General features: G+C 61.7%; 21 protein-coding genes and 2 pseudogenes. 13 read left to right on the top strand and 10 right to left on the bottom strand.

Annotation, left to right across the window (positions count from 1 at the left end; translation table 11 throughout):
* The 3 genes from EOA78_RS36235 to EOA78_RS26980 form a co-directional block, all read left to right on the top strand.
* Positions 1 to 714: calcium-binding protein (locus tag EOA78_RS36235; RefSeq protein WP_164783961.1), on the top strand; the 714-nt coding region annotated here is incomplete at its 5' end.
* Positions 715 to 1,263: 549 nt separating this feature from the next.
* Positions 1,264 to 2,010 (top strand): FkbM family methyltransferase, encoded by a 747-nt coding sequence (locus tag EOA78_RS26985; RefSeq protein WP_127317848.1) that lies wholly within the window; start codon positions 1,264 to 1,266, stop codon positions 2,008 to 2,010.
* Positions 2,011 to 2,423: 413 nt separating this feature from the next.
* The gene (locus EOA78_RS26980; RefSeq protein WP_206533508.1) at positions 2,424 to 4,340 is read left to right on the top strand and encodes a calcium-binding protein; all 1,917 of its coding nucleotides are present in this window, start codon (positions 2,424 to 2,426) and stop codon (positions 4,338 to 4,340) included.
* A gap of 137 nt (positions 4,341 to 4,477) precedes the next feature.
* Here EOA78_RS26980 and EOA78_RS26975 read toward each other — a convergent pair whose 3' ends face one another.
* Positions 4,478 to 4,780, bottom strand: a complete 303-nt coding sequence (locus EOA78_RS26975) for a DUF982 domain-containing protein (protein WP_127317846.1) — start codon at positions 4,778 to 4,780, stop codon at positions 4,478 to 4,480.
* A gap of 215 nt (positions 4,781 to 4,995) precedes the next feature.
* On the opposite strand from EOA78_RS26975, the gene EOA78_RS26970 reads away from it, so the two are divergent.
* The 5 genes and pseudogenes from EOA78_RS26970 to EOA78_RS26950 form a co-directional block, all read left to right on the top strand.
* Positions 4,996 to 6,057: a glycosyltransferase family 4 protein gene (locus EOA78_RS26970; RefSeq protein WP_127317844.1), complete on the top strand. Its 1,062-nt coding sequence runs from the start codon at positions 4,996 to 4,998 to the stop codon at positions 6,055 to 6,057.
* A 43-nt stretch (positions 6,058 to 6,100) separates the two neighbouring features.
* Positions 6,101 to 8,256, top strand: a pseudogene (locus tag EOA78_RS26965) (amylo-alpha-1,6-glucosidase).
* Positions 8,257 to 8,417: 161 nt separating this feature from the next.
* The gene (locus EOA78_RS26960) at positions 8,418 to 10,190 is read left to right on the top strand and encodes a trehalose-6-phosphate synthase (RefSeq protein ID WP_127317842.1); all 1,773 of its coding nucleotides are present in this window, start codon (positions 8,418 to 8,420) and stop codon (positions 10,188 to 10,190) included.
* On the top strand, positions 10,187 to 10,948 hold the full coding sequence (gene otsB, locus EOA78_RS26955; protein WP_127317840.1) for a trehalose-phosphatase: 762 nt from the start codon (positions 10,187 to 10,189) through the stop codon (positions 10,946 to 10,948). The genes EOA78_RS26960 and otsB overlap by 4 nt, the downstream gene beginning before the upstream one ends.
* Positions 10,949 to 11,000: 52 nt before the next feature.
* Positions 11,001 to 11,472 (top strand): annotated as a pseudogene (locus EOA78_RS26950) (Tn3 family transposase); the annotation flags it as partial.
* 55 nt (positions 11,473 to 11,527) lie between these two features.
* On the opposite strand, the gene EOA78_RS26945 reads toward EOA78_RS26950, so the two are convergent.
* From EOA78_RS26945 to EOA78_RS26935, 3 genes are read right to left on the bottom strand one after another with little or no spacing between them, the layout of a single operon-like run.
* A complete protein-coding gene (locus EOA78_RS26945; RefSeq protein WP_127317838.1) occupies positions 11,528 to 12,199 on the bottom strand; it encodes an ABC transporter ATP-binding protein in 672 nt (223 codons plus the stop codon).
* Positions 12,196 to 13,437, bottom strand: a complete 1,242-nt coding sequence (locus EOA78_RS26940; protein WP_127317836.1) for an ABC transporter permease — start codon at positions 13,435 to 13,437, stop codon at positions 12,196 to 12,198. The genes EOA78_RS26945 and EOA78_RS26940 overlap by 4 nt, the downstream gene beginning before the upstream one ends.
* Before the next feature lie 7 nt (positions 13,438 to 13,444).
* Complete coding sequence (locus tag EOA78_RS26935) at positions 13,445 to 14,473, bottom strand: efflux RND transporter periplasmic adaptor subunit (protein ID WP_127317834.1); 1,029 nt, start codon at positions 14,471 to 14,473, stop codon at positions 13,445 to 13,447.
* 146 nt (positions 14,474 to 14,619) lie between these two features.
* Between EOA78_RS26935 and EOA78_RS26930 the strand changes: the two genes are divergently transcribed.
* Positions 14,620 to 15,303 (top strand): TetR/AcrR family transcriptional regulator, encoded by a 684-nt coding sequence (locus tag EOA78_RS26930; protein ID WP_245477768.1) that lies wholly within the window; start codon positions 14,620 to 14,622, stop codon positions 15,301 to 15,303.
* A 227-nt stretch (positions 15,304 to 15,530) separates the two neighbouring features.
* On the opposite strand, the gene EOA78_RS26925 is transcribed toward EOA78_RS26930, so the two are convergent.
* The 6 genes from EOA78_RS26925 to tpiA all read right to left on the bottom strand — a co-directional run bounded on the left by EOA78_RS26925 (position 15,531) and on the right by tpiA (position 21,270).
* Complete coding sequence (locus EOA78_RS26925) at positions 15,531 to 15,833, bottom strand: DUF982 domain-containing protein (protein WP_127317830.1); 303 nt, start codon at positions 15,831 to 15,833, stop codon at positions 15,531 to 15,533.
* 361 nt (positions 15,834 to 16,194) lie between these two features.
* Entirely contained in the window at positions 16,195 to 16,734 is a 540-nt protein-coding gene (locus tag EOA78_RS26920) for a DUF1697 domain-containing protein (RefSeq protein WP_127317828.1), read from the bottom strand.
* A 16-nt stretch (positions 16,735 to 16,750) separates the two neighbouring features.
* The gene (locus EOA78_RS26915) at positions 16,751 to 18,388 is read right to left on the bottom strand and encodes a CTP synthase (protein ID WP_127317826.1); all 1,638 of its coding nucleotides are present in this window, start codon (positions 18,386 to 18,388) and stop codon (positions 16,751 to 16,753) included.
* Positions 18,389 to 18,525: 137 nt separating this feature from the next.
* Positions 18,526 to 19,653 carry a L,D-transpeptidase gene (locus EOA78_RS26910; protein ID WP_127317824.1) on the bottom strand — a complete coding sequence of 376 codons (1,128 nt, stop codon included), beginning with the start codon at positions 19,651 to 19,653 and terminating at the stop codon, positions 18,526 to 18,528.
* Positions 19,654 to 19,865: 212 nt separating this feature from the next.
* The gene (gene secG / locus EOA78_RS26905) at positions 19,866 to 20,324 is read right to left on the bottom strand and encodes a preprotein translocase subunit SecG (RefSeq protein ID WP_127317822.1); all 459 of its coding nucleotides are present in this window, start codon (positions 20,322 to 20,324) and stop codon (positions 19,866 to 19,868) included.
* A gap of 178 nt (positions 20,325 to 20,502) precedes the next feature.
* Complete coding sequence (gene tpiA / locus EOA78_RS26900) at positions 20,503 to 21,270, bottom strand: triose-phosphate isomerase (RefSeq protein ID WP_127317820.1); 768 nt, start codon at positions 21,268 to 21,270, stop codon at positions 20,503 to 20,505.
* A 145-nt stretch (positions 21,271 to 21,415) separates the two neighbouring features.
* Here tpiA and EOA78_RS26895 point away from each other — a divergent pair, with 145 nt between their 5' ends.
* The 4 genes from EOA78_RS26895 (at position 21,416) to moaC (ending at position 25,735) form a co-directional block, all read left to right on the top strand.
* Entirely contained in the window at positions 21,416 to 23,308 is a 1,893-nt protein-coding gene (locus tag EOA78_RS26895; RefSeq protein ID WP_127317818.1) for a SurA N-terminal domain-containing protein, read from the top strand.
* A complete protein-coding gene (gene trpD, locus EOA78_RS26890) occupies positions 23,305 to 24,315 on the top strand; it encodes an anthranilate phosphoribosyltransferase (RefSeq protein ID WP_127317816.1) in 1,011 nt (336 codons plus the stop codon). The genes EOA78_RS26895 and trpD overlap by 4 nt, the downstream gene beginning before the upstream one ends.
* Positions 24,316 to 24,319: 4 nt before the next feature.
* Complete coding sequence (gene trpC, locus EOA78_RS26885) at positions 24,320 to 25,171, top strand: indole-3-glycerol phosphate synthase TrpC (RefSeq protein ID WP_127317814.1); 852 nt, start codon at positions 24,320 to 24,322, stop codon at positions 25,169 to 25,171.
* A 66-nt stretch (positions 25,172 to 25,237) separates the two neighbouring features.
* A complete protein-coding gene (moaC, locus tag EOA78_RS26880) occupies positions 25,238 to 25,735 on the top strand; it encodes a cyclic pyranopterin monophosphate synthase MoaC (RefSeq protein ID WP_127317812.1) in 498 nt (165 codons plus the stop codon).
* The last annotated feature ends 130 nt before the right edge of the window (positions 25,736 to 25,865 follow it).

Genomic DNA, 25,865 nt, shown 5'->3' with positions numbered 1-25,865 from the left:
ATTGAAGTCCTTGGCACCACGAAGGACGCCGGCACCACGGCAATCAACCTGACCGGCAACGAGTTGGCCCAAACCATCCAGGGCAATGCCGGCGCCAACGTCATCAACGGCGGCGGCGGTGCCGATAAGCTGAGCGGCTTTGGCGGCAACGACGATTACTATGTCGACAACGCCGGCGACAAGGTGGTCGAGTCCTCTGGCCAAGGTCAAGACAGGGTGTGGACCTCTGCGAGCTATGCTCTCTCAGCCGGCACGTCGATTGAAGTCATTGGCACCACGAAGGACGCCGGCACCACGGCAATCGACCTGACCGGCAACGAGTCGGCCCAAACCATCCAGGGCAATGCCGGCGCCAACGTCATCAACGGCGGCGGCGGTGCCGATAAGTTGAGCGGCTTTGGCGGCAACGACATTTTCGTCTTCAACAGCGCCCTTGGTAACGGCAATGTCGACAAGGTCATCGACTTCAACCCGTCCCAGAACAAGATCCACCTCGACGACGCGATTTTTGCCGAGCTTGAGTTGGGCACGCTCGCATCCGACTCTTTCTTTGCGGGTAATGCCGCGCATGATAGCTCCGACCACATCATCTACAACAGTTCGACTGGAGCGCTCTCCTACGACAGCGACGGCACAGGCGGCGCATCTCAAACACAGTTCGCCACTCTCTCTCCAGATCTGTCGCTTACGGCAGCCTCGTTCTTTGTGACCTGAACGAGCTAGCGCGAAGCGACATCGCGCGAGGGCCGCGGTCGCCAACTGAGACAGGTGGATAAACTGCACCTTGAAGCCTGTCTCTTTCCGGCGAGCGTGGATGCTCTGGCGCGGATCGTCGCGGCACCTGCGATGGCGCCGGCCGTCCCAGAACCGTTCTAGGCCCATTTCGGCATTGTCGATTCCCTCCCCAAATCTTGCGAAGCAGGCTACTCCGGACCGTTTGAGTTCCAGAATGGTAAGGTTAGCTCGAGTGCCGGTCCCCTGAACCGGCAGCAGGGCGACCACGCTAGGTTCGCTAACGCATTGTTTCGGCGAAACGTCTGTCGCTGTCATCCATTCGTAGGATGAGAATTCATATCGTAGTGGCTAGGGATTGAAGATAAGTGGACCTGCCCTTCAAAGGGAGGCTCTCCGCAGGCGATGCGTGTTTGACTTTGGAGAGCATCCGGTGGACGTCAGTTCCGCGGGCAAAAGCAGCAAGCGGGTTTTAAAACTGGGGATGCCAGGCCGCAACTGGGCCGGCAGGGCGATTGGCAATGAGGGGCCATGGGAAAGATCAAGCGATCCTTGGAGGTTTTACGAACCGAAGGACCTGGTCGACTCCTCCAATTGTCTGCCCTATCGCTGATCGAGCCGCTTAGATGGCAAGGGCTTCGTCCTCGCGTTGCGTCTGATGCAAAGCAGGCATTGTCCCATCTCAATTTGACAAATCGAAGTCGCGGATTGTTTATCGATTGCGGTTCAAATATAGGTCAAGGTCTTAGATTCTTTTCTACATACTATACGCCCGACAAATACGATTACATTTTGATCGAACCAAACAAGAATTGCCTTGCGCAGCTTAATGCTTTGCGCTCGAAAAACTTGACTATGGAGATTATCCCAAAGGCGGCGAGCGTAAAAGACGGCTACGCTGAATTGTTCGGGCCTCCTCCAGACCGAGCGGAAGCCACCCACCAAAGTTGCTCGATAATCTTGGACCACAACGAAAGCCTGTATCAATCACAGCGTTTTGCGCCGGACCTCGTCGAAACGTTTTCACTCTCACAAATGATCCGGACAAAGCGTACGCTGTATGACGTGATCGTTCTCAAGCTCGATGTCGAGGGGGCAGAATACGAAATTCTTGATGATTTGATCAGGGCTGGAACCCATCGTGATCTATATGCTGCCTACGTGGAATTCCACTCTCTTAAACTGAGGAATCCCGCGAGACGGGAGAAGCGCGCCCTCGAAGCCAGAATGGTGCAAACATTCGATGAAGCCGGCATTCGATTTAGAAGATGGATATAGCGTCATGGCGGGCGCAGGAAGCTTGGGTTGAGTACCACTCTTGAGACGCGGCTCACCGCCAGATAACCGCTCGCGTCCGGCTCCGGCACAGCATATCGTCTCGGCGTGTAGACGCTGTCCTAATCGGCCTTGCCACATTGTCATCCAGCAGGCGGGTGATCCGGGCAAAAGCCCAGAGAGAGCGGCTCTAGAAGCGTTCGGGAAAACCAGGCGATCCCAACTGACTGACTATTTATCCAATGTTGCCGTCGTTAAGTTTCGCGCAAGTCCCTGCAGTCAAATCGCATGAAAATTGGTGATCCATCCAAGATCAACGATTTTATCAACAGCGTGTCGCTAATTGATTTGGCGCTAATATGGGCCGTCGCGTAGGCAGGGATCGGGGGCTACCGAATCACACGAGGGATATTCGCATGGCCACGATGCACTACACCTGGGGTGCCTCAGCTGCCCAGGCCAAGGCCTATGGCTTCAATCTGGTTGATCTTCAATACGCGTCATCGGTCAACGCGTTGCCGGATGGCTCGAAAGCCCTGATCTGGCTCGGCGAGAGCAATGGTGTAACCCAGTCGTTTATCGACAAGGTAACGCCTCTCCTCAACAATCCGAAGGTTTTTGGATTTTTTCTGACTGACGAGCCGGATCCCACCGGCAGATATCACACCCAGGTGAGCGCTGCCAATCTGAAGGCGGAATCCGACTGGATCCATTCCCATTTTCCAGGCGCCAAGACTTTCATCACCTTGATGGACATGGGGTCGTTCACTGATTCGAACTATTCCAATACCTACAATCCTGCCAACACGGGCATCGACTATTACGGAATAAACCCTTATCCGGTGCGCACCACTGCGGTGGACTTCAACTACATTGATAGAGCTGTGGCTGCGGCGTTGGAAGCAGGCATCCCGCAGAGCGCGATCGTTCCGGTCTATCAGGCATTTGGCGGCGGCGGCTGGACGACCAATACGGGCGGGTCATATGTCATGCCCACGACATCCCAGATGCAGACCATGATGGACCACTGGGAAAGGCTGGTTCCCAATCCTGCGTTTGACATGGCTTATAAATGGGCCTCGCAGAACGGCGAAACCTCGCTTGGGAACACTCCGGCGATGCAAGACTTTTTCCTGCGACACAACACCAGCACCACGACCCCACCTCCAACCGACGATACGCTCTATGGCACCAGCGGAGCCGATGTACTTCAGGGAACCGGTGCCCACACGATGATCGGCTACGGCGGCAACGACACCTACTACATCGACAATCCCGGCGACAAGGTGAATGAGGCGGCCGGCGGCGGCACCGACAGGGTGCTCACCTCGCTGAATTATGCGCTCGCGGCCGGCTCGGAAATCGAGCTTCTCGCCACCACGAATCCGTCTGGCACGACGGCAATCAACCTCTCCGGCAATGCGTTTGCCCAGACTATCCAGGGCAATGCCGGCGCCAATGTCATCAACGGCCTCGCTGGCGCCGACACGATGCTCGGCTATGGCGGCAACGACACCTATTATGTCGACAATGCCGGCGACAAGGTGATTGAGGCAGCGGGCGGCGGTACCGACAAGGTGGTCACTTCGATGAGCCACGCGCTTGCAGCCGGCTCGCAGGTCGAGGTTCTCGCCATCAACAACCCGTCCGGCACGGCGGCTATGAACCTCAACGGCAACGAGTTCGCCCAGACAATCCAGGGCAACGCCGGCGCCAATGCCATCAATGGTCTCGGCGGCGCCGACACGATGATCGGCTATGGGGGCAACGACGGCTACTATATCGACAATGCCGGCGACAAGGTGATCGAGGCCGCAGGCGGCGGTCGCGATACCGTGGCCACCACGGTGAGCTACGCGCTTGCGGCCGGCTCGGCGGTCGAACTTCTGGCCGCCAGATATCCGTCCGCCACCACGGCAATTAACCTCACCGGCAACGAATTCGCCCAGACCATCAAAGGCAATGCCGGCGCCAATGTCATCAATGGCGGCCGCGGCGCCGACACCTTGACCGGCAATGGCGGCAATGATGCCTTCGTTTTCAATACCGCTCTGGGAGCCGGCAATATCGACAGGATTACCGACTTCAACAAGCTCCAGGACAAGATCCACATAGACAACGCTATATTTGCCGGGCTGAGCTCGGGCGCGCTCACATCCGCCGCTTTCTTTGCGGGTGCGGCCGCGCACGACAGTTCCGACCGTATCCTCTACAACAATTCAACCGGAGCGCTCTCTTTCGACAGCGACGGGATCGGCGGCGCGGTTCAAACACAATTCGCCACTCTCTCTCCAGGTCTGTCGCTTACGGCAGCTGCATTCTTTGTGACCTGAACGAGCTAACGGGACACGACCTCGCATCAGGGCCCGCGCTCGCCAACAGAGACAGGTGCACGAACTGCAGCTTGAAGCCCTGTCTCTTTTGGCGGCGTGGACGCACTGGCGCGGATCGTCGCGAATGGGTCTACCGTCTAACGCCTCGCCGTGTATAGGCTGCCCATCCTTTCGCTGCCTGTTGGCAGCGACATGTCGTCATCCAGCAGCCGGGTGATCCGGGCAAAGCCCGTAAAAGCCTTTCTTGCTTCCTCGGCAGACATCTGGCCCGCCAGAGCCGCAGCGCAGCAGTTCAGCGCGCATTGATACACCGGGCCGCGCCGCCCTTTCGGCCAGTGGCGCAAAAAAGTCATCGCTTCTCTGACACTGTCGATTTCTTCGACAGGTTTTCCCTGCCCGCGCGAAATTCGCACCGGCGTAAAGAACTGCAGGCGAGTCATCTTTTCCTCCCCGTCGATCGCGATGCGTTCGATCGAACCTAATTAAATTCACGGCCAGCCAATTGGTTCCCGGCAAAAACGCCCACGGCCTTGCAAATTGGCAACGGATCGGCTGAGTGAATCGCCAATCATCGAGACTTCTTGCCGTTGCGGGAACGTTCGGGGGGGTGGTGCATTTCGACTTCAGCGATGATGTTTGAGGGAAATGCCAGCCTATGAGAATAGCCCATGTGGCGCCGCTCCATGAATCCGTACCGCCTCGGCTCTATGGAGGTACGGAGCGCATCGTCTCCTATCTGACCGAAGGATTGGTCGAGCTTGGCCATGACGTAACCTTGTTCGCCAGTGGCGATACAAAGACGTCGGCAAAATTGGTGCCGTGTCGCGAGCGTGCGCTGCGTCTTGATCCACGCCCGCTGAAATCCGAGACAGCCGCGCACCTTTTGATGCTTTCCGAGGTGAGGAAACGAGCTCATGATTTTGATATCATTCATTTTCACCTCAGCCATTTCCTGCATTTTTCCTTCTTCGAGCACATGCCCGAGCGGACGGTTACGACGCCGCATGGCAGGCTCGACTATGTCGATCTGGCGCCGGCCTATGAGCGTTTTCCGCGCTTTCCGATGATCTCCGTATCCCGTAGCCAAAGCACGGGGCTCGCCAACGCCAACTGGCTGACGACGATTCACCACGGGCTGCCGACCGAACTCTACAAACCGGTTTTCGAGACGAGCCCAGGGGAGCCCTACCTCGCCTTCCTTGGCCGGATGTCGCGCGATAAACGTCCGGATCGTGCCATCGAGATCGCGCTGCGCTCGGGGCTGAAACTGAAGCTTGCGGCAAAGATCGGCGACGACGACCGCGCCTATTTCCGAGAGATGGTCGAGCCGCTGGTCGACGGTGACCGTGTCGACTATGTCGGCGAGATCGAGGAGGAAAAGAAGGCGGAATTCCTCGGCAAGGCGGCCGGGCTCGTATTCCCGATCGACTGGCCAGAGCCGTTCGGTCTTGCCGTCATAGAGGCGATGGCCTGCGGCACGCCGGTGATCGCCTGGAACTCCGGCGCAATGCCGGAAATCGTCGATCAAGGCGTGACCGGTTTTATCGTGGATTCCATGGAGGGCGCGGTCGCCTCGGTGCCGGGCATGCTGCGGCTCGACAGGCGGAAGGTGCGAGCTGTCTTCGAAAGGCGGTTTTCCGCCGAAAGAATGACCCGCGACTACGTTTCCGCCTATGCGCGCCTGATCGGCGCCTCGGCCGAAGCAAGAGCGTCGTGAGCGGCATTACCTCGGGGGGCGAAACGAGAGAGATGTGTAGCGAATGGCCCAACTCGACGAGCGCAAGCTTGATCCCGCGGTAGCACTTGCGTCCCTGGACGCCACCGCACCTCGAGAGCCGCATCGGCTGTTCGCCCTCAAGCAAGGCGATTGCTTTGCCGTGGCCGACGCCTACGGCGATATCCGCGGCGCTGGCGATGGTTTCTTCCGTGACGACACGCGAGTGCTTTCCGAATTCCGGCTGACCGTCGGCGGCCGGCAGACATCGCTGCTAGGTGCGTCGCTCAGCCAGGACAATGTGCTCTTCACCTCCAACCTGACCAATCTGCCGATGCAGAGCGCCCGCGGCCGGGACATTCCGCAGGGCGCGATCCATATCGAACGCGTCAGGCTGCTTTGGCAGGACCGGTTGTTTGAACGCATCACCCTTTCCAACTACAGCCAGGATCACTCCACCATCCGCGTTTCGCTGCATTTTGCCGCCGATTTCCGCGACATGTTCGAAGTGCGCGGCTCGACACGGCTGAAGCGCGGCATGGCCCATGCTGCCGAGACGGATGCGACCTCCGTCCTGCTTCGCTACGACGGGCTGGACGGGCTGGCGCGGATGTCGGCGATATCGTTCTCGCAGGCGCCAGACCAGCTGACGGCCGACCGTGCGGATTTCCTGATTGCCGTGACGAGGCGCAGCAGCGAGGTGCTGTATGTCGAAGTCGGTCCCGAAGTGGCGGAAACGCCGAACCGCGATCGCTACCGCGCCGCCGCGGCCCGCGCTCGCTTCGGCATGCGGGCCAAGCGCCGTCATGGTGCCACGGTGCACAGTTCCGGGCGCGTCTTCAACGACTGGATCGAGCGCGCTCGCGCGGATGTGGCGCTGCTGACCACGGAGCTTGCGACCGGACCCTACCCTTACGCGGGTATCCCTTGGTTTTCGACGGCGTTCGGTCGTGACGGCGTGATCTCCGCGTTGCAGATGCTGTGGCTCAACCCGGGTTTGGCGCGAGGCGTGCTGGCCTTCCTTGCCCAGCACCAGGCGACGGAGACATCGCCGTTCAGCGATTCACAGCCGGGTAAGATCATGCACGAGACCCGCAAAGGCGAAATGGCGGCGCTGCGGGAGCTCCCCTTCGGCCGCTACCATGGCGGTGTCGACACGACGCCGCTCTACATCCATCTCGCCTGCGCCTATGCGGACCGTACCGGCGACATGGCGTTCGTCGACAGCCTGTGGCCGTCGCTCTGCGCTGCGGCCGAATGGACCGAGGCGGCGAGCCGGCCGACCGGCTTCGTAACCTATCAGCGTGCCGCCGAGTCCGGCCTCTCCAACCAGGGATGGAAGGACAGCATCGATTCCGTCTTCCATGCAGATGGCCGCATCCCAAAGGGACCGATCGCGCTGGTGGAGGTGCAAGGCTATGTCTTTGCCGCCTTCCGGGGGCTGGCGGCGCTCGCCCACCGCCGCAGTGAAGGCGACAGGGCCGATCATTGGGACAGCCGCGCCGAGGCCATGCGTGCCGCTGTGGAACGCCATTTCTGGCTGGACGATCTCGGCTTCTATGCCTTGGCGATTGATGGCGCCGGCGAGCCCTGCAAGGTGCGGACGTCTAATGTCGGGCATCTTCTCTATGTCGGGCTCCCCGAGCCGACGCGGGCGCAGCTGGTCGCCAACCAGCTGCTTTCGGCTTCCTTCCATTCGGGTGGGGGCTGAGGACGCTCGCCGACGATGCTGTGTTCTTCAACCCGATGTCATACCACAACGGCTCGATCTGGCCGCATGACACCGCCATGTGCGGCGCCGGTCTGGCACGCTTTGGCGAGCGTGAAAGCGTGGTCCGGCTGATGAGCAGCACCTTCGAATCGGCGGTCCATTTCAACATGCGCTTGCCCGAACTGTTCTGCGGCTTTACCCGCGCGCCGGGCGAAGCGCCGATCGCCTATCCCGTCGCCTGCTTGCCGCAGGCGTGGTCGGCCGGGTCTGCCTTCATGCTGATGCAGGCCTGCCTCGGCCTGGAGATCGACGGCTGGGACGGCGAAATCCACGTCACCCGGCCCAGGCTGCCGATTGGTATCGACATGCTCACGCTGAGGCATCTGGGCGTTGGCGCAAGGGCGGTGGATCTCACCTTCCAGCGTGTCGGCGACAGGGCCTTTCTCGCCGACCGGCATGAGGCCTTAGTGCCGCTCATCGTGCGGACCTAGTTTGGCTTTTCGCATGGAACCGACCACTGCGCTGCAAGTAGCGGAACCGATGGCCCGTCCGAACGTTCCGACGCACGGCAGCTTGTCACGATTGGCCGGCTGCGAATTCGAAAAACACACCAACATGGCCACTGATCGGCCTGAGAAAAATCGTTATTCCAATGTCGGACTATGGCATAGAGGTACTCTGGGTTCTAATCATTGCAAGCCTTGGCCTTTCCGCTGTTGCCCTGGTGTTCTCGATATCCCACCGACGCCACATACCAGCGGCCGCATCCACCGCAGGCGAGGACGTGATTTCGGAAGCGGCTCGCACAGTGCTGCGGGAGTTTGAAAAGAACGGCCACTCGGCCGATGCAGCGCTGATCACATGGTCGCCCGACACCTTGCGCAAGATCCTGGCCGAGGATCTGCCGGAGACGCAGGTGATCGTAGTATCCAACCGCGAACCCTACATCCACAACGTCAACGATGACGGCGTCGAGCTCTTGGTACCGGCCAGCGGGCTGGTTTCGGCGCTTGAGCCGATCACCCGAGCCTGTGCCGGCACCTGGATCGCCTACGGCGGCGGAACAGCGGACCGTCTCACCGTCGACGAGAACGACCGGGTTGAGGTGCCGCCTGGCAATCCGTCCTACACGCTGCGCAGGGTCTGGCTGACGGAGGAAGAATACCAGGCCTATTATCTGGGCTTCGCCAATGAAGGTCTGTGGCCGCTTTGCCATATCGCCTTCACCCGCCCGATTTTTCGCGCGTCGGATTGGGAAGCCTATGAGGCCGTCAACCGGAAGTTCGCCGATACGGTGGTTGCCGAGGCGCGCAACGAGCGGCCGATTGTGCTGGTCCAGGACTACCACTTCGCGCTCTTGCCGCGCATGATCCGCGAGCGCCTGCCCGAGGCAATCGTCATCACTTTCTGGCATATCCCGTGGCCCAACTCGGAAGTGTACAGCATCTGTCCATGGCGTGAACGGATCCTGGAAGGTTTGCTGGGCAGCTCCATCATCGGCTTCCATACTCAGTTCCACGCCAACAATTTCACCGAAAGCGTCGATCGCTTCCTGGAAAGCCGCATAGAACGGGCGGACGCGGCGATCTCCTATGGCGGGCAAACGACTCTGGTCCACGCTTACCCCATTTCAATAGAATGGCCGGCCGAACTGCTGGCAAGATTGCCGGCTGTCGAGGAATGCCGTGCCCGTGTCCGCGAAAGATTCGGGCTGCCTGCGAACGTCAAACTGTGCGTCGGCGTCGAGCGCCTCGACTACACCAAAGGCATTCTCGATCGCTTTCATGCCTTGGACGAATTGTTCACGCGGTATCCCGAATGGGTAGGCAAAGTGGTTTTCCTGCAGGTCGCGGCGCCCAGCCGGGGCACATTGCCGGCCTACCAGCAACTTCATGACGAATGCCTTCGCTATGCCGAAGAGCTAAACCAGCGCTATGGCACCGAGGACTACAGTCCTCTCCTGATGGTGGCCGAACATCACTCGCAGGAACAGGTCTACGAGATCTATCGGGCGGCCGACATATGTATGGTCACCAGCCTGCATGACGGCATGAACTTGGTGGCCAAGGAATTCGTCGCCGCGCGCGACGATGAACAGGGCGTGCTGTTGCTCAGCACCTTTGCCGGCGCTTCGCGCGAACTTCTGGAGGCATTGATCGTCAATCCCTACGATACGGCCATGACGAGCGAAGCGCTGCTGCAGGCGCTGACCATGACGCCGGAGGAACAGCGCGAGCGTATGCGGCCCATGCGCGAGATGGTCCGCGACAATAACGTCTATCGCTGGGCCGGCAGCATGCTTCTGGATGCGGCCCGCCTTCGCAAGCGTGGCGACCTCGACCGGGTGACGGGCAACGGCGAGCGGCCATCCAGCAGCAACAATGTCATTTCCATCTTCGAGCGGGCACGAAAGGCGGCGTCGTGACGGACCTTCGACTGCAGCTGGCACCGGACCTGCCAGAAGAGCAATGTGCGCTTTTCCTCGATATCGACGGCACCTTGCTTGAACATGCCGCTCATCCCGACGCTGTCTTCGTCGGTGATGAGTTGCGTCAGCTTCTCGGAGACATTGAGCGAAGGCTGGGCGGCGCCCTCGCCTTCATCACCGGACGTTCGGTCTCTGCCGTCGACAGATTGTTTCATCCTCTGAAACTGCGCGCAGCAGGACTGTACGGACTCGAGCACCGGCTGACGTCGGACGGGCCGGTCGTCGCTGCGGACGCGCCGGCGGACATCGCTGCCCTTGCCGACGAGATCGAGGCCGAACTAGGTGGAGGCAAGGTCTATGTCGAGCGCAAGGGTCCGGTCTTGGCCATCCATACCCGCGCCGCGCCGCAACTGCTTGCACGGGCAACACAGCTTGTCGAACAGGCATTGACGCAGCTTCCGCCCGGATATCGCGTGATTCCGGGAAACGCCGGCGTTGAACTCATGCCGTTGGAAGCCGTCAAAGGAGCTGCCATTCGGCGTTTCATGGAAATCCCGCCCTTCGCCGGCCGGCGGCCCGTATTCCTCGGAGACGACACGTCGGACGAAAACGGTTTCGAGGCAGTAAACGAAGCCAACGGCGTCTCGATACGCGTGAAGCCGCGCGGGCCGACGGTCGCAAGCTATGTTCTCGACAGCGTAACCGAGGCAATAGCCTGGCTCGACGCCAATTTCGGAGCGGCGCGGGTGTCCTGATCGCGACTCCCGGCTGGTCGTGAGACAGGCTCGCGCCACGCCCGATCAACGCAATTGGCCCGACATCCTTCGCATCGCTGCCGGAAGCCAAGCCAGGTTTTGCGCAGACTCGCCTCATATTCTCGGCAGAACGAACTAGCCACGGCTTTGCGCGAGGTAGGTCGTGTCGAGCGCACGCTGTTCATGATCGACTGGATTCTGGATGCCGATCTGCAGCGCCGCGCACAGACAGGGCCTAACAAGGGCGAAGCGCATCATGCGCTGAAGCGCGCCATCAGTTTCCATCGTCGTGGCGAAATCCGCGATCGCTCCGCCGAAGGCCAGCATTGCCGCATCGCCGGCATGAATCCTCTGGCTGCCATCATCATCTTCTTCTGGAACGCGAAGAAATTGGGTGAAGTCATCGCTGGCTGGAAACATGAGGGAAAACCGCTATCGCTCGATCTCCTTGCCAACGTCTCTCACTCGGCTGGGAGCACATCAATCTCACAGGCAAATATCGCTGGCCGAAATCCTTAGCATAGGACTCCGCCCGCTGCCGCAAACAACCCCCATGAATGAATGTCGATTGGTTCCGGTTCAGTCGATCTTCCCGTCCACGATGTGAATGCGGCGATCCATGCGCGCCGCCATGTCGAGATCATGCGTAACCGCCACGACGGTCTTGCCGCGCTCGCGCACCAGGTTCTCCAGAGTTGCGAAAACCTGCTCGGAGCTCTTGCTGTCGAGGCTCCCCGTCGGCTCGTCAGCGAGGATAAGCGGCGGGTCGTTGGCGAGTGAGCGTGCCACGGCGACGCGCTGACGCTGGCCTCCCGAGAGCTGGTCAGGCCGCTTGTCGAGATGTTCGCCAAGCCCGAGGGATGAAAGTAACTCCCCGGCCCGTTCGCGCATCGCAGGCCGCGCCAGTCGGCCCAGCTTGCGCATTGGGATTTCGACATTTTCGAGCGCCGTGAACTCCGGCAGCAGAAAATGAAACTGGAATACGAAGCCCAGCATCGAAAGCCTGGTCCGCGCGCGCTCCCTTTCATTCATCGGGTCGGTGTCGCGGCCGCCTATTCTCAACGTCCCAGCGGTCGGCCGGTCGAGCAGGCCGAGCAGATAGAGCAATGAGGATTTGCCAGAGCCGGATGGACCGGTGACGGCGACGAACTCTCTCTCGTTGATCGCGAGCGTGATGTCCTTGACCAGCGTAACGGGAACGATCTCAGGCAACACGCGCGTCAGTTTCTCGGTCTCGATGAGTGCTCTCATGACGCGCCTCTGATGATCTCAACGGGGTTCAGGCGCGCCGCACGGCGCGCCGGCAGGTAGCCGGCAACTGCCGCCGAACCCAGCGCGAACGCCGAGGCGATGACATAGTGCATCAAGCTCCAGGCGATCGGCAGCCGGGTCATCTCCTGGCCCGTCGCGGCAATCTCGAAACGCACCAGCGACAGGGCATAGGTCATCGAGACGCCGAGTATCCCGCCAAGCAGGCAGCCGGCTGCGCCGATCGCCACGCCTTCCAGCAGAAAGAGCCGACGCATGTCGGCCTCCGGAAAGCCAAGCGACTTCATGATGGCGATGTCGCGCGCCTTCTCATGCGTGATGGTAGAGATGATGTTGTAGATGCCGAAGCCGGCGACCAACATGATCGCGCCGACGACGGTGTACATGATGACGTTGCGCACGACGAGCGCTTCGAGGATCGATTCATTCGCCTCCTGCCACGCCACGGCCTTGTAGCCCAGTTCGGTCTCGGCACGGTGCGCCACCACCGGAGCGCGGTTGGGATCGTCGAGCTTGATGCGTATCTCGTTGATGGCGTTCGGCCGGGCGGAGAGGATCTGCGCGTTCTTCAGAAGCACATAGGCTTCACCTTCGTCGCGCGCGGTGGTGCCGGTGTGGAACAGGCCAGCGATCTTGAAGTTGCGCGTCAGCCCCTCGGAGGAAACCGCCGTTATCGTGTCGCCGTATCCGGCGCCGAGCCGGCTCGCCATCGTGTCGCCGATGAGCACGTTGTTGCCGCCTGCGGCAAGTGCCGAAAAGCTGCCTTCGACGAAGTCTCCGACGATCGGCGACACGCCGGACTCGCGCTCCGGTTCGATGCCAATGATCGCCGCGCCCACTTCGCGGCTGGAATAGCGGATCACACCCTGCGTTTTGAGGCTTGCCGCGAACCGGCCGGGAATCCAGCTTTCGAGCCAGGAGGTCGCAGCGGTCGGATTGATGATGCCGCGGCGATCGTCGCGCGGCCTGAGCCCGGAGATCGCGACCGTCGTAAAGGCATCCTCGGCAGGCTGGCGGCGGGCTGTGCGCTGCTCGTCGGAGATGTCGACATGCGGCATCGTGTCGACGAGTTGCCTGACGAAATCGTCCTGCCCGCCCTGCATCAGCGCCGCCATGGCGATGGAGAAGCCGACACCGACTGCAACGCCTATTACGGCAACCAGCGTCTGGCGACCGCGGCCGGCAATGTGCGTAACGGCGATGTCGAAGATAAGCGGCATCGTTGCTTTATCTCTCCTGGGCGGCGGTGATGCGAACGCGCGCCCCGTCGGCGAGGTCGGCGGGATAGGGCGAGATGACGCGAGCCTTCTCGTCGATACCTGCCTTCCCGCCGGTGTCCGGCAGGACCTCGATGCCATCGGTGCCGCGGATGCCCGTTCGGATTTCGCGCCGCCAAGCCTTGTCGCCCTCGACCATAAACACCTTGTTCCCATCCACCGCAACGGACGGGATCAACAGCGCATTTTTCGAAACGCGGATGACGATGTTCACGTCGGTCGACATGCCGATACGAAGCGGCGTATCGTCCGGCAGGCGGAAGCGGACGCGATAGGTCTTCGTTACCGGATCGCCCTTGGGCGTGATGCTGTCGACCACCGCTTCCAGCTTTTGTCTGAGGAACGCGTCCGATTTAAGCAGCGCGCGCTGGCCGATCTCAACCCGGGGGATGTCTTCCTCGTTGACCTCGGCGACCACCAGGAGCGGGTTCGGCTCGCCGACCCAGAATAACACCGTGCCAAGCTCGGCGACCTCACCCACCTCGCCGTCCTGCCTGAGCACGACACCGGCGTTCGGCGCACGTAACACGTAGGTGTCGAGCCGTGCTTTCTGTCCGGCAACCAGTGCTTCGATCTGGCCGAGTTCGCTCTGTGCACGATCGAGCGCCTGCTGGCTCGCCGCACGCCTTTCGGCAAGCACCGTCAGCCGCCGGAGTTCTTCCTGGGCAAGCGCTTGACGCGCTTCGAGCTCGCCAAGCACGGCCCGGGCCTCGCTGTCGTCTAGCCTGGCGAGCACGTCGCCTTGTGCAACCCTCGACCCCTCGCAATTACATTGCTCGACGATCCTCTCGCGGACCACGGGAGTCACCTTGGCCCAGGTTCGCGGCTCGACGGAGCCACTCGCGTAAACGATTTCCGCTGCGTCGCCGCGTTGTGGCGTTACGACCGAAACCTTAGCCGGCTGCCACAAATACCAAGCGGCGAAGGCAGCAGCCGCCGCGACAAGAATGATGCCGACAATCCAGCGTATCCGTCGCAAGTAACTCTCCCTCCATCGTCGAATCCGAACGTCGGGCAGAGGCAGACATAACACTAGACCGACCGTCGGTCTATAAAAGTTGCATAAGCAAACGGTTCGTGCTCCTCTTGTCCACCTGTACTTTTGCGAGGTCGATCTTGCCCCGAGTGATAAAGCCGCCGGAGAAACGATCCGCCGAGCTCCTCGACTGTGCCCAGCGGCTTTTCTTCGCGCATGGCTACGACAATACGACGGTGAACGACATCATTCGCGAGGCCGGCCTGTCGAAGGGCGCGTTCTATCACTACTTCGCATCGAAAGAGGCTCTGCTGGAGGCACTCGCCGCACGTCTCGCGCGCGACAGTTTCACCGAGTTGAAGCCCGTGCTCGACGATCCGTCACTTGACGGGCTTGGCCGGCTTAATGCGCTTTTTGCCGGCTCACGGCGGCTGAACGTCGAGCTTGCCCCGCAATTGCGGAATACGTTCTTCGTCCTGTTCCGGCCCGAGAACCTCGCCCTCTTCCATCGGGTCGACCAGGCCGCCAGGGAACTGGCCAGACCGATAATCACCGATCTGCTTCGGAAGGGAAGCGAGGAAGGTATACTCGACGTGCCTGACCCGGAAGCTTTTGCCGAGATGCTTTTGCAGCTGCGGCTGATCTTTCGCGATGTGATGCACAGTGCCTTGCGGCAGGCCGAACGGGGCAATATCGAGGAGGCAGCGAGGCTGCTCGACGACCGGCTGCGGCTCTATGGCATCGCAATCGACCGGCTTTTGAGATTGCCCGATGGAACGATAGAAGCGGCGCAACCCGGTTTTGCCCGGGCTTTCCTCGAAGCAGGCCCGTGATCCGCCAGGCCCGCCAAGCCGCGGAGCAGCAATTCACCGCGCCTCGGTAGGTCGGGCCCACGCCGATCCAGCGACTCCTACTGCCATGAGAGGGCTTTGCCGGTGTTGTCCAAATCAGAAGCTCGTTGTCACCGAGCGCCGCGCCAGCTACGTGTTCGCTGCCTCAGTCGAGGTGCTGTGACTTTGCCGCCGGGCACCGCGTTCATGGCGGGGTGCAATATAAACGTTCATCGCCTCAGCGCATGCACGCTATCACTATTTTCGCCGCCCATCGGCAGTGCCATGTCGTCGTTGAGCAAGCGTGTGATGCGGGCGAAGCCGGCAAAAGCCTTCCTTGCTTCTTCTGCCGACATCCGGCCCGCCAGAGCCGCAGAGCAGCAATTCACCGCGCACTGGTAGACTGGCCCACGCCGGCCTATTGGCCATTTACGCAAGAACCCCATCGCTTCGGCTACACTATAAATTTCTTCGGCAGGGCTTTCCTGCCCGCGCGAAATCCGCACAGGCGTAAAGAATTGCAGGCGATCCATCGTTTCCTCCCGGTCGATCGCTACGTGACTGATCGAACCTTGTTAAACTTACGGCTGACCACTTGATTCCGGCAAACAGGGCCCGATGCTAAAGATGAGGCCGGGCCAAGACGAAGTCTCTCATATCGTTCGACCGAAATCGAATCACCAAACGTGACAAGCGTGCGACGAGCCGTTGCGCGCCGATAAGCGTGACTTTCATCGAATGCCTATAAGGCCAAAGCCGGCAAATCAACCGGTTGCCGGTTCCCTCGCGTCGAGGTTCTCTACGGGGAAGACGGCGCCGTCCCGCCGGAGCCGGGACGGCGAAGGCATGACATAATTTTCTCCTTCTCCCCTTGCTTGTGGGAGAAGGAGAAGCCTACCCGCCGACCATCTCGGCCAGCTTGCGCACCGTGTTCCAGTTTCGCGAGGTGCCCACGCCGAGCCGCTTATGGCTTATCGCCGCCAGCAGACGCGAACTTGGCGTCTCGCGGGAAAAGAAGATCCAAATGTCGCCGCCGACGGCCTGCATTCGCTCATCGTTGCCGACATAGGCCTCCAGCGCCGCGACGGCCTCAGCGGGAACGGGCTTGCGCATCACGCGCACCGCTACCTGATCCGGCGCGGCAGCCGATTCGGCGGGAAACGGATTGCCGGCCGCAAGCTTCAACCAGTCATCCGCGCGGCGCACGATGATGTCGACATGGCGGCCGAAGGTCTTTTCGAACGCCGTCTCCAACCGGCGCTCCAGCGCGGCAATCTCTGTCTCTTTCGTCTCGAAGACCAGATTGCCGGTCGCCACCAGCGTGCGCGGGTTGTTCAGCCCCAGGCCTCCTGTCATGGCCCTGAGATCGGACATGACGAGACGCCGCCCCTCGCCCAGGACGATGCTGTAAAGCAGAGCGACATAGGTTTGCATGACGGCCGGTGGCAGCCTAGACCAGCCGCGACTGTTCCACCGCGGCCTCTATGAAGCTGGCAAACAGCGGGTGCGGGTCGAGTGGCCGGCTTTTCAGCTCGGGATGATACTGCACGCCGATGAACCAGGGATGGTCGGGGTATTCGACCGTTTCCGGCAGCACGCCGTCGGGCGACATGCCGGCAAAGACCAGGCCGCAATCCTCGAGCCGCTCCTTGTAGTCGACATTAACCTCATAGCGGTGGCGGTGGCGCTCGGAAATCTGCGTGTCCCCGTAGATGTCGGCGATTTTCGAACCCTTGGCGAGGTCCGCCTGATAGGCGCCGAGCCGCATGGTGCCGCCGAGGTCGCCAGTTTCCCTGCGCTTCTCCAGCATGTTGCCTTTCAGCCATTCGGTCATTAGGCCGACGACCGGTTCCTCGGTCGGACCGAATTCGGTCGACGAGGCATGCTCGACGCCGGCCAGCGAGCGCGCTGCTTCGATGCAAGCCATCTGCATGCCGAAGCAGATGCCGAAATATGGCACTTTTCGCTCGCGGGCGAACTTCGCCGCCAGGATCTTGCCTTCAGCGCCGCGCTCGCCAAAGCCGCCGGGGACCAGAATTCCGTGGACCTTTTCCAGCCACGGCGCCGGATCTTCCTTCTCGAATATCTCGCTCTCGATCCAGTCGAGCTTGACCTTAACGTGGTTGGCGAGGCCGCCATGCGACAGCGCCTCGATCAGCGATTTGTATGCGTCCTTGAGGCCGGTATACTTGCCGACGACGGCGATGGTCACCTCGCCTTCCGGATTGTGAATACGGTTGGACACCGCTTGCCAGGGCTCCATGCGCGGCTTCGGCGCCGGATCGATGCCGAAAGCGGCCAGCACCTCCGAATCCAGCCCTTCATTGTGATAGGCCATCGGCACGTCATAGATGTGCGGGACGTCGAGTGCCTGAATGACCGCGCTCTCGCGAACATTGCAGAACAGCGACAGTTTTCGGCGCTCTTCCCTGGGGATGGGGCGGTCGGCGCGGACCAGCAGAATGTCGGGCGCAATGCCGATGCCGCGCAATTCCTTGACCGAATGCTGGGTCGGCTTGGTCTTCAATTCGCCCGCCGTTGGAATGTAGGGCATCAGCGTCAGGTGCACGTAGACGGCGTTGTTGCGCGGCAGATCGTTGCCGAGCTGGCGGATCGCCTCCAGGAACGGCATCGCCTCGATGTCGCCGACCGTACCGCCGATCTCGCACAGCACGAAGTCATAGTCGTCATTGCCGTCGAGAATGAAGTTCTTGATCTCGTCGGTGACGTGCGGAATCACTTGCACGGTGGCACCAAGATAGTCGCCGCGCCGCTCCCGCTCGATGATGTTCTTGTAGATGCGGCCTGTGGTGATGTTGTCCTGCTGGTTGGCCGAGCGGCCGGTGAAGCGCTCATAATGGCCAAGATCGAGATCGGTCTCGGCGCCGTCGTCGGTCACGAAGACTTCGCCATGCTGGTATGGCGACATCGTGCCGGGATCGACATTGAGATAGGGATCGAGCTTCTTTATGCGCGCGCGATAGCCTCGCGCCTGCAAGAGAGCCCCAAGGGCCGCTGCAGCGATGCCTTTTCCGAGTGAGGAAACCACGCCGCCTGTGATGAATACATATCGCGCCATGGGAGTCATCGCTTAACGCGGCCGAATTGATTCCGCCAGAGAAAAAACCGCCGCGAAGGCTTTTTCCCAAGAAGGCGCCCTGGTGATGCTCGAACCAAAACAAAAGGGCCGGCGAGACCGGCCCTTTGGAATAGTCCGTTAAGTCGTCAGATGATGACGACCTTGGTGCCCACTTTCACCCGGCGGTAAAGGTCCATGACGTGCTCGTTGATCATGCGGAAGCAGCCATTGGAGGCGCTCGTTCCGATTGACTGCGGCGCGATGGTGCCGTGAATGCGCAGATGGGTGTCCTTCTTGCCGTCGTAGAGATAGATGGCGCGCGCGCCGAGCGGATTTTCGCCGCCGCCGGGCATGCCGTCCTTGTACCGGCCATAATTCTTCGGTTCACGCTTCTGCATCTCGAGCGTCGGGATCCAGCGCGGCCATTCCTGCTTGTCGCCGACCGCGACCGTGCCCTTGAACTGCAGGCCGTCACGACCGACTGCAATCGCATAACGGCGGGCGGTCCATGAGGATTCGACGAGATAGAGGCGGCGCGCGCTGGTATCGATAACGATGGTGCCGGGACTGTAGCCGGTGAATTCGACCTCTTGCGGCACGAACTCCGGCTTCACCTTGAACTGCTTCTTGGCTTCCTTCCTGGCGAGTGCGGCATCGAGGGCGCGGGTTTCGGGGAGCAGCGACATCGACGAGGACGTGCCGCCGAACAGACCGGCGAAGAGCCCGACGCTCTGCGGCTTCTGTCCAGCCGGCTCGCTGCGCAATTCACCGTTGTTGCCGGTCAACGCGACGTTCATGGCCTCGGCGGAAACCGGCTCGGCCGACTGGATCGGTGCGATCGGTTGAACCGGTTCGATGATCTTGACGGTCTTCTTAGCCGGCTTGCCGTCGGCCAGCTGGGCCTGAGCAGCGGAATCCTTCTTGGCAAGCCCCTTCTTGGCACGGAACGCCTGCCGTTCCGCGTCGGCCTTGGCTTTGGCCGCCTCGCGCATCGCCAGCTTCCTGGCCTCAAGCGCCTTGGCTCGAGCGGCCTCTTTGTCGGCCGCGATCTTGGCTTCGATCTTGCTGATCTGGGCAAGATCGTCCGCGGTCGGGTTTTTCTTCTTCTTGAGGAGCCTTAGCTGCGCCGTATCGCTTTTGGCAGCGACGTTGACGACGTCAGTTGTTACTGCGGTTTTAGAGGCCGAATTACCCGCCGGCATGGCCGCGTAAGCGGGCCCACCAAGGCTGAGCACGGCACAAAGGCCGGCTGATATGAAGCTGCGAAGCTGCATGGCGAAGATCCGATCATTCAATGCTTGTTGCCCACGGCGTCGCCCGGCGTCCCCCAAGGACGCCGAAAGTGCCGCGCGCAATCTATAATCGATTAATCGAAGACGCCTCAAGCGCCCTGTCGTGCCGTGCCCGGTCGAATCCTCGGGATAGTGCGGCATTTGCCGCGACTGTGTTCAAACAACAACAGATCGCGGCGCCGGACGTCTGCTGATTACTGGTTTGGAACCTGCGGCGTTACTGGCAGGGTGACGCCGTTTGTGGCCGGCGGCGTGGTCGAATCCGCCGCGGGCGGCGCAGCGGGCGCCGGGGCTGCGGCATCATTGCCGGTAGGCGGCGTCGGCGCCGTATTGCCGGAAGGTGGTGTCGGCGCCGTGGTGCCAGGCAACTGATTGAGCACGCCGCCCCCGCCGTTCGTCACAGGCACACGATCGAGAATATCGATCGGCTTCTCGCGGTAACGGGCGACGATCGACAATGTCAGCGAGGTGGCGAAGAAAGCCGCCGCCAGGATCGCCGTCGCCCTCGTCAGCGCGTTGGCCGCGCCGCGCGCGGTCATGAAGCCCGAGCCGCCGCCGATGCCGAGGCCGCCGCCTTCGGAGCGCTGCAGCAGCACCACGCCGACAAGAGCGAGCACGACCATGAGGTGGACGACGATCAGTACGGTTTCCATAGTTTACCCTGGCAAAGCCTTGCGCGGCCGCGGATACGGCCGGTGATTTGGAGGCGGCTCAATACAATGCTTTGACGGCATTTCCAAGCCCGTGGCCGGAATATGGGAAGCAATGCGCCCTTTGCAACGATTTCCGCTGCGGCACAGCCTATCCGAAGTGCCCGATAGCCTTTCGATGCTACGAGATATTTCGATAGGCTTCGGCGATACCGAGAAAGTCCGCCGCCTTCAGACTGGCGCCGCCGACCAGCGCGCCGTCGACATTTTTCACGCCGAGCAGTTCGACCGCGTTCGACGGCTTGACCGAGCCGCCATAGAGGATGCGCATCTTTGCCGCCGCGCTGCCAAGCTTTTCCGACAGTTTTTCGCGAATATGGGCATGCGCCTCAGCAACGTCGGCGGCGGTCGGCGTCAGTCCAGTGCCGATCGCCCATACCGGCTCATAGGCTATGACGGTGTTCGACGACGTGGCGTTGGGCGGCACCGAGCCGGCGACCTGGCGCGACAGCACATCGAGCGTGGCGCCCGCCTCGCGCTCGGCTCTCGTCTCGCCGATGCAGATGATGGCTACCAGCCCGGCGCGCCACGCGGCGGCGGCCTTGCCCTGTACAAGGGCGTCGTCCTCATTGTGATCGGCGCGGCGTTCGGAATGGCCGACGATGACGTGGCTAGCGCCCGCATCTTTCAGCATCTCGGCCGAAATGCAGCCGGTATGGGCGCCGCTCTCCTCGGTGTGGCAATCCTCGCCTCCGGCCCGGACCGGCGTGCGCGACAAAATCTCTGCCGCATGCGCAAGCAGCGTCGCCGGAACGCAGACCAGCGCTTCGGTCTCCGCATCGAGCCCGCTCATGAAGCCGTTGCCGATCATCCTGAGTTCGTTGAGCGAGGCGCTGGTGCCGTTCATTTTCCAGTTGCCGGCGACCAGCGGGCGGATTCCTGGCGTCATGAGATTTGCTTCTCCGGGCAATATTTGGCTGCGTCCTCACTACCAAACTCAGCCCACAAAGCAATCGACAGTGGGCCGGAAGGACGCTATTGCGCTTGTTTCAAACTCGGCGCATGCGAAAATGCGCCAAAAATCGGAAGTGACCATGCTTAGTATCTTGAGAAGCGCGGCGGGGACCTGGGTCGCGAAGGCGCTGCTGATATTGTTGGTGTTGAGCTTCGCCGTCTGGGGTATTTCCGGGCAGATGGTCGGTGGTTTTGCAGGCCACGATGCCGTTATCACGGCCGGAGGCACCAAAGTGTCGATCAACGAGTATCGCCTCGCCTATGATCGCCAGATCAGCGTGATGTCGCAGCAGTTCGGCCAGCGCATCAGCCGCGAGCAGGCGACGGCGCTCGGCCTCGACAACCAGGTGCTGGCGCAACTCGTGTCGGGTGCAGTCCTCGATGAGCAGGCGCGCAAGCTGGGGTTGGGGCTCTCCAAGGACCGGCTGGCCCAACTCACGCATGAAGACCCGGCCTTCAAGGGTCCCGGCGGCACCTTCGACCGGAGGACGTTCGAATACATACTGCAACAGGTCGGCATGCGGCCGGAAGACTATCTGACCAATCGCGCCCAGGTGGCGGTGCGCCAGCAGATTGTCGAGGCGGTTTCGGACGGCCTCAAGGCTCCGAATACTTTCTTGAAGGCAGTCGCGCTCTATCGTGGCGAAGACCGCACCATCGAGTATGTGACCTTGCCGAAATCGCTGGTCGAGCCGATTGAAGCGCCATCCGACACTGCGCTTTCGGCCTATTTCGAGGAAAACAAGAAGAGATATGCGGCGCCCGAATACCGCAAATTCTCCTATGTCAGGCTCGAGCCGCAAGACATCATGGATCCGAGTGCCGTGACCGACCAACAGGTCAGCGACGACTACAACAAGAACAAGGGGCGCTACACCACGCCGGAAACGCGCACCATCGAACAGCTCGTGTTCAAAACGCCTGATGCCGCGAAGGCCGCGCTCGATTCACTCAAGACCGGCGCTACCTTCGACAAGATCGTCGCCGCCGAGGGCAAGACGCAAGCCGACACGCTGCTCGGCACGCTGTCCAAGGACAAGATCGCCGACAAGGCGGTGGCGGATGCCGCTTTTGCGCTCAATGTCAACGAAGTCAGTCCGGTCGTTCAGGGCGCCTTCGGTCCGGTGCTGCTGCGCGTCACCGACGTCAAGCCCGAAGTGGTGAAGCCGCTGGCCGAAGTGTCCGCAGATATCCGCAGGGATCTGGCGCTGGGCGAGGCAAGCCGCATTCTGTTGGACGTGCATGACAATTACGAAGATATCCGCGCTTCGGGCAGCACGATCAAGCAAGCGGCCGAAAAACTGAAGCTGAAGGTCGTCACCATCGACGCGATCGATCGCACCGGCCTGAGGCCGGACGGCACCATCGTCAAGGACCTGCCGGAATCGCCGGAGCTCATCAAGGCGGTGTTCGACGCCGAACCCGGCACCGAGAATCCCGACCTCACCACCGCCGACAACGGCTTCGTGTTCTACGAGGTGGATTCGATCACGCCGGCCCGCGACCGCACGCTGGATGAAGTCCGACAGAAGGTGGTGGCCGACTGGACGGCGGCGGAAACGACCAAGCGGCTCACCGCAAAAGCGGACGAGCTCGAAAAGCGTCTCAAGGCCGGCGCCACGCTCGACGTAATCGCGAGCGAGCTCAAGCTTGAGAAGCAGACCAAGCGCGGCGTCAAGCGCGAGGCGGACGACGTCGATTTCGGCAAGGAAGGGGCGGCTGCGATGTTCGGCGAAGGCGAAGGCGGGACCGGTTTGATCCCCTCGCCCACCGGCGACGGACAGATCCTGTTCAAGATCGCCGAAGTCTTCGAGCCTGCCGGAGCCGACGCCAGCTCGGTGCCGGACGACGCGCAGAAATCGTTCACCGCCGGCATGTCCGACGACCTGCTCGACCAGCTGGTGGCGCAGCTGCAGACGCAGTACGACGTTCGCATCGACCAGACCGCCGTTGCCCAAGCCCTGACCAGATGAGCGCGCTCAAGACCCATATCGCCAAGGTCGCCACCGGCAACTCCCTTTCCTTTGAGGAGGCGCGCGAGGCCTTCGACATCATCATGTCGGGCGACGCTACGCCCGGCCAGATCGGCGGCTTCCTGATGGCGCTGCGCGTGCGCGGCGAGACGGTGAGCGAGATTTCCGGCGCCGTCGCCACCATGCGCGCCAAGATGCTGCGCGTCGACGCGCCCGCTGGCGCCATCGACATCGTCGGCACCGGCGGCGACAATTCGCACAGCGTCAACATCTCGACCGGATCCGCCTTCGTCATCGCCGCCTGCGGCGTGCCGGTGGCCAAGCACGGCAATCGCGGACTATCATCGCAGACCGGCGCCGCCGACGTGCTGACCGCGCTCGGCGTCAAGATCGATATCCCGCCGGAAACGATCGGCCGCTGTATCCACGACACACGCGTCGGCTTCATGTTCGCGCCGGCGCATCATCCGGCGATGAAGCATGTCGGCCCGATCCGCGTCGAGCTCGGCACCCGCACCATCTTCAACCTGCTTGGCCCGCTCTCCAATCCGGCCAGTGTGAGCCGGCAGATGGTCGGCGTCTTCTTGCCGGAATGGATCATGCCGGTGGCCGAGACGCTGAAGGCACTGGGCGCCGACCACGCCTGGGTCGCCCATGGCGACGGCTATGACGAGATCACCACCACCGGTGAGACCCAAGTGGCCGAACTGGTCGGCGGCGAGATCCGCAGCTTTACACTGACCCCGGAAGCGGTCGGGCTGAAGCGGCACACCAAGGACGAGTTGCGCGGCGGCGACGCCGCCTACAACGCCCAGGCGCTGCGCGATATGCTGGGCGGCGCTGCCGGCGCCTTTCGTGATACGGTGCTGATGAACGCCGGCGCCGGACTGGTGGTGGCGGGCAAGGCGACGACGCTTGCCGACGGCATGGCGACGGCAGCGCAAGCCATCGACAGCGGCCGGTCGCTGAAAGTGCTCGACCGGCTGGTCGAGATTTCGAACGGATAGAGCCGTGTCTGATATCCTGCGCAAGATCGAAGCCTACAAGCGCGACGAGATCGCCGCGGCGAAGGCGCGCGTGCCGCTTGCCGAGATCAAGGCGCGGGCGAAGGACACCGATGCAGCGCGCGGCTTTCTCTCGGCTCTTGAAGCCAAGCGCAAATCCGGCAGCTTCGCGCTGATCGCCGAGATCAAGAAGGCGAGCCCCTCCAAGGGCCTTATCCGCGCCGATTTCGATCCGCCGGCACTGGCCAGGGCCTATGCGAAAGGTGGCGCCGCCTGCCTTTCGGTGCTGACCGACGCGCCGTCTTTCCAGGGTGCGCCTGAATTCCTCACCGATGCGCGCAACGCCGTGACATTGCCCGCCTTGCGCAAGGATTTTCTGTTCGAGCCTTATCAGGTGTTCGAAGCCCGCGCGTGGGGCGCTGATGCCATCCTGATCATCATGGCGAGCGTCGATGACGCCGTGGCCAGCGAACTCGAAACGACGGCGTTCGAACTCGGCATGGACGTGCTGGTCGAAGTGCATGACGAGGCCGAGACGGAACGCGCGCTGAAACTGTCATCGCGGCTGATCGGCATCAACAACCGCAATCTCCGGACGTTCGAAACCAGCATCGAGACCTCGGAGCGGCTCGCGAAGATGGTGCCGCCAGACCGCCTGCTGGTCAGCGAGAGCGGTATTTTCTCGCACGAAGACTGCCGCAGGCTGGAAAAAAGCGGCATTGGTACCTTCCTCGTCGGCGAAAGCCTGATGCGGCAACAGGACGTGGCCACTGCGACCCACCTGCTTTTGACGGGCAAGGCGCCGGCTCATCCATCGGCCCGAAGATCGGATTCGATTTTTGGAGAGCACGATGCGTAGATTTAAAGGGTTAGAGCGTACTTTGTGCGTCCAAACGGACGCACGTCGCTCTACGGCTGACTGACGATGACGGCCGCCCTCACCCATCTTGCCGCACAGGGTGAAGCCAACATGGTCGATGTCGGCGACAAGGCTGAGACGACGCGCACGGCGATCGCCCAGGGTCTTGTCTCGATGCTGCCGGAAACGCTGAAAATGATTCTCGACGGCGATGCCAAGAAGGGCGACGTGCTGGGCACGGCGCGCATCGCCGGCATCATGGCGGCCAAGAGGACGCATGAGCTGATCCCGCTCTGCCATCCGCTGCTGTTGACCAAGGTATCCGTTGACATCGAACCGGACGCGACGCTGCCAGGCCTGAAGGTCACGGCGCTGGCCCGCGTCACAGGTAAGACCGGCGTCGAGATGGAAGCGCTGACCGCCGTCTCGGTCGCCTGCCTGACCATCTATGACATGGCCAAGGCGGTCGACCGCGCCATGGTGATCTCGGGCATCAGGCTGGTGGAAAAGACCGGTGGCAAATCCGGCGACTACAAGGCGGACGCCAAGGGGGCAGGCCAATAATGGCGCTGCTTCCGGTCGCCGAGGCGCTCGAGCGCCTGCTTGAGGATGCTGCGCCCTTGCAGGCTGAATGCGTCGCCCTGATGGACGCCGCCGACCGCGTGCTGGCGGAGCCGCTTCTGGCGCTCCGCAC

Source organism: Mesorhizobium sp. M5C.F.Cr.IN.023.01.1.1 (assembly GCF_003997585.1).
GTDB lineage: Bacteria > Pseudomonadota > Alphaproteobacteria > Rhizobiales > Rhizobiaceae > Mesorhizobium > Mesorhizobium wenxiniae.
The sequence above is the reverse complement of the archived record's forward strand: the minus strand, read 5'-3'. Positions and strand labels throughout refer to the sequence as shown.